Source organism: Streptomyces sp. NPDC058092, from assembly GCF_042884935.1.
Lineage (GTDB): Bacteria > Actinomycetota > Actinomycetes > Streptomycetales > Streptomycetaceae > Streptomyces.
Genome location: NZ_JBHVSY010000063.1, coordinates 1 through 4,559, shown reverse-complemented (window position 1 = coordinate 4,559; position 4,559 = coordinate 1). Strand labels below are relative to the sequence as shown.

The 4,559-nt window shown below is 67.6% G+C and carries 2 protein-coding genes; both read left to right on the top strand.

Annotated features, from left to right (window positions below):
* On the top strand, positions 1-4,362 hold a 4,362-nt coding region (locus ACFVV1_RS40670), incomplete at its 5' end, for an amino acid adenylation domain-containing protein (RefSeq protein WP_390000644.1).
* The coding region (locus tag ACFVV1_RS40665; RefSeq protein WP_390000642.1) for a hypothetical protein at positions 4,355-4,559 on the top strand (205 nt) is incomplete at its 3' end. The genes ACFVV1_RS40670 and ACFVV1_RS40665, both read left to right, overlap by 8 nt.

Genomic DNA, 4,559 nt, shown 5'->3' with positions numbered 1-4,559 from the left:
CAGTGGCCCGATACTCCTCCGGAGTCGGACGGGACCTGTGACGACCTGGCGTATGTGATCTACACGTCCGGGTCCACGGGCCGGCCGAAGGGCGTTGCCGCGACGCATGCCGATGTGACGGCGCTGGCGCTGGACAGCCGATTCGCCCAGGGCCACGAGTCCGTGCTGCTGCATTCGCCGCAGGCGTTCGACGCGTCGACGTACGAGTTCTGGGTGCCGCTGCTGTCCGGCGGCCGGATGGTGATCGCTCCGCCCGGGGCGCTGACGTCGGACCTGCTGCGGGAATGGGGGGCGGCGCACAACATCGGCGCGGTGTTTCTCACGTCGGCGCTGTTCCATCTGTTCGCCCAGGAGGACCCGGGCTGTTTCGCCGCTCTGGGCGAGGTGTGGACCGGCGGGGACACGGTGCAGGCCGAGGCGGTCCGGCGGGTGCGCGCGGCGTGCCCGGAACTGATACTGGTGGACGTCTACGGGCCGACGGAGACGACGACCTTCGCCACCAGCTACCCGATGGAGCCGAAGGCAGAAACGCCGCAGGTGGTGCCGATCGGCCGGCCGCTGGACAACACGCAGGTGTTCGTGCTGGACGGCCTCCTTCAGCCGGTACCGGTGGGGGTTGCCGGTGAGCTGTTCATCGGTGGGGCGGGGCTGGCGCGTGGGTATCTGGGCCGGCCCGAGCTCACGGCCGAGGCGTTCGTGGCGAATCAGTTCGGGGAGCCGGGCAGTCGTCTGTACCGGACGGGTGACCTGGCCCGCTTCCTGCCCGACGGGAACATCGAGGTGCTCGGGCGGGTCGACGACCAGGTCAAGATCCGCGGGTTCCGGGTCGAGTTGGGTGAGATCGAGGCCGCTTTGACCGGGCACCCCGAGGTGCGCGGAGCAGCTGTCCTCGTCCACCAGCAGGGCGCCACGAAGCGGCTGGTGGCGTTTGTGGTGTGCCGTGAGCCGGTGGCGGGTGAGGTCTTGCAGTCCTTCCTGGGGGAGCGGCTTCCGGGTTACATGGTTCCGGGTGTTTTTGCTCCGTTGGGGGCTCTGCCGTTGAGTCCGAACGGGAAGGTGGACCGGAAGGCGTTGGGGGCGTTGCCGTGGGAGGAGTACGTGGCTGCGGAGCGGGAGTTCGTGGCGCCGCGTACTGAGGTGGAGGAGTGGCTGGCGCGGGTGTGGGAGGAGGTGTTGGGTACCGGCCGGCCGGTGGGTGTCCACGACAACTTCTTCTCGTTGGGCGGTGACTCGATTCTGAGTCTGCAGGTGATCTTCCGGGTCAAGCAGCTGGGTCTGTATTTCACGGTCAAGCAGCTTTTCGAGTTCCAGACGATTGCCGAGCTGGCTCTGGTGGTGGAGCGGCAGGAAGTTGCTCAGGTGCAAGCCGAACAGGGCCTGGTGACGGGCCCGGTGGAGCTGACGCCGATTCAGCGCTGGTTTCTCTCAGCGGAGTTCGTGAATCCGGATCACTTCAATCAGTCGGTGCTGGTGGAGGTGGAGGCCGGGCTGTCCTCGGGGCAGTGGCAGCGGGTGGTGCGACGGGTGCTGGAGCAGCACGACGGTCTGCGGACCCGCTTCTTCCGGGACGGGGACGAGTGGCGGGCCGAGATCGCGGGAATGCCCAGGACGTTGCCCTGGCAGGTCGAGGATCTGTCGGCGTATCCGCCGGGTGAGCGGGAGGAGCGGCTGCTGGAGGTTGCCCGGTGGGTTCAGGCGGGCATGCGTCTGTCCGAGGCCCCGCTGTTCCGCGCCGTCCTCTTCACCGGTCTGGATGGTGACAAGGACCGGCTGCTTCTGCTCGCGCATCATCTTGTGGTCGATGTGGTGTCGTGGCGAATCATTCTTGAGGATCTCAACGCGTTGACGGGGCAGGTGCGGCGGGGGCAGGAGCTGGTGCTGCCGGCGAAGTCGAGTTCCTGGCAGCAGTGGGCCGCTCGTCTGGAGCGGGAGGCGCGGAGCGTCGGGACCGCGGGGGAGTTGCGTTTCTGGGAGGAGCAGGCCGAGGCGTCGGTCCGGGGGCTGCCGATGGACGGCCCGGGTGATGACAACATCATGGCTGGGAGCCGGGTGTTCGGTGCGGTTCTGGGTGCGGAACAGACGCGGGCGCTGCTGCGGGATGTTCCGGCGGTCTTCGGTACGCGGGTCAATGATGTGCTGCTGACGGGTGTGGCGTCCGCGGTCGGTGCCTGGGCCGGGGACGGTCATGTCCGGGTCGATGTCGAGGGTCATGGCCGTGAGGATCTGTTCGACGACACCGATGTGTCCCGTACCACGGGCTGGTTCACCACGATCTCCCCGCTCCGGCTGCCCGTTCCCTCACCCGGCGGTCTGGGAGAGGGTCTGAAACAGATCAAGGAACTGCTCCGCGCACGGCCCCGGCAAGGCATCGGCTACGGCCTCCTGGCGTACGGCGGAGCCGAGTCCGCGCCGGCCGGGTCCGTACCGGCGCAGATCAGCTTCAACTATCTGGGCCAGTTCGACGGGTCCTTCGCCGGCAGTTTCGCCGCGTCGTCCGGTATGGCCGGCCCCGACTGGGACCCCGGCAACCGGCGTCCGTATCTGATCGACATCGTCAGCAGCGTCCAGGACGGCGAGCTCCACATGGAGTGGGCGTACAGCGGTGCGGCGCACGAGGAGGAGACGATCCGGCAGGTCGCCGAGCGCACGCTCGATGTCCTCAGGAACCTCGCCGACGAGGCCCGGCGCACGGATGTCCAGGGCTACAGCCCCTCCGACCTGCCGCTGTCCGGACTGAACCAGGACCGGATCAACGACCTCATCGGCCGGCTGCGCGCGCACCCCGTCTGGCAGGCGAGCAGCCTGCCGCGTCCCCTGGAGGACTGCTGCCCGCAGACGCCCGCCCAGCAAGGCCTGTGGTTCCAGAGCCAGTACGCGCAGGGAGAGGGCGTCTACCACGTCCAGCTGGTCCTGCGGATCGACCAGGATCTGGACGTCGAGGCGTTCCGGGAGAGTTGGGCCCAGGTCATGCGGCGCCATCCGATCCTGCGGACCGGCTTCTGGACCACCAGCGAGAACGACGCACTCCAACTGGTCTGGGCCGACCTGCCGGTCCCCCTGCACACGGATGACTGGCGGGCCCAGCCCCCGGCCGAGCAGCAGAACCGCCTGGACGCGTACCTCGTCGAGGACCGCACCAGCGGCTTCGACCCCCACGACGCACCGCAGTGGCGGATGCTCCTCGCCCGCACCGCCGACAACCACTACCAGCTCGTCTGGAGCGCCCACCACACCATCCTGGACGGCTGGAGCATCAGCCTGATCCTCAACGACGCGGTCCAGTGGTACGGCGCACTCATCGAGGGCCGGCACCTGGAACAGACGCCCCCGCGGCCCTACCGCGACTACGTGTCCTGGCTCCAGCAGCAGGACCTGCAACAGGCCGAGGACTACTGGCGCCACACCCTGCAGGGCGTCGAACAGGCCACCCCGCTGAGCATCGAGCGGAACCTGCTCACGGGGGCCGCGCCGTCCGCGGCGAGCGGCCAGGCCGAGCTTGCCGTCTCCTTCGGCGAAGAGGAGACCGAGCGGCTGCAGCAGCTGGCCCAGGCCCACCGGTTGACCCTCAACACGATCCTGCAGGGCTGCTGGTCGCTGCTGATCGGCCGCTACTCCGACAGGGACGACGTCGTCTTCGGAACGGTGGCCTCCGGGCGTCCGTCCGAGATCGAGGGCATCGAGCGCACGGTCGGCCTCTTCATCAACACGCTTCCCCTGCGCGTGAGGATGCCCGAGCAGAGTTCCGCGCTCGCCTGGCTCCAGGACCTGCAGGAGCGGAACCTGCGGATGCGCCAGTACGAGTACAGCCCGCTGAGCAAGGTCCAGCAATGGAGCGGCCTTCCCGCCGGCACACCTCTCTTCGAGAGCCTGTTCGTCTTCGAGAACTACCCGGTGGAGAAAGACGACACCGCTGCCCTGCGCTTCGACCTCACCCACTCGGAAGAACGCATCAACTACCCCCTCGGAGTCGTGGCCACTGTTCCGGACGGGCTGGGGCTGCGGATCGCGGTGCAGTACGACACCGCGCGCTTCGAGCAAGAAGCGATCGAGCGCATGCTCGGTCATCTCCGGAGCATCTGCTCCCAGATCGTCGGGGAGCCGGAGCAGCGACTGAGCGAGATCACGGTACTCACCGAGGAGGAGCGCCGGCAGATCCTCCAGCAGGGCAACTCCCTGCCGCAGCAAAGGACGGCCGACACGGACTTCGACCTTTCGGCCTTCGCGGCAGGAATCACGACTGCCGAAGAGCGTGAGCTCCTTGAGCAACTCGTCGCAGAGGTGCAGGGAATGTCACCGAGCGATCTCCAGGCCCAAATTCTGAGTGCTTCACCGGCTACCGAGACGAGTGACCACCATGAGTGAACTGCTTCCTCAGCTCTCGAACCTGACCGCGGAACAGCAGGCGCTGCTGCGCCTTCGGCTCCGGCAGATCAAGCAGCGGGCGGAGCAACCGACGTCATTTCACGAGTTGTTCGCGGGGCAGGTGCGTCGATGTCCTGACCGTGTGGCGGTGGTGTTCGGTGATTGCCAGCTGAGTTATGGGGTGTTGGACCGGTTGT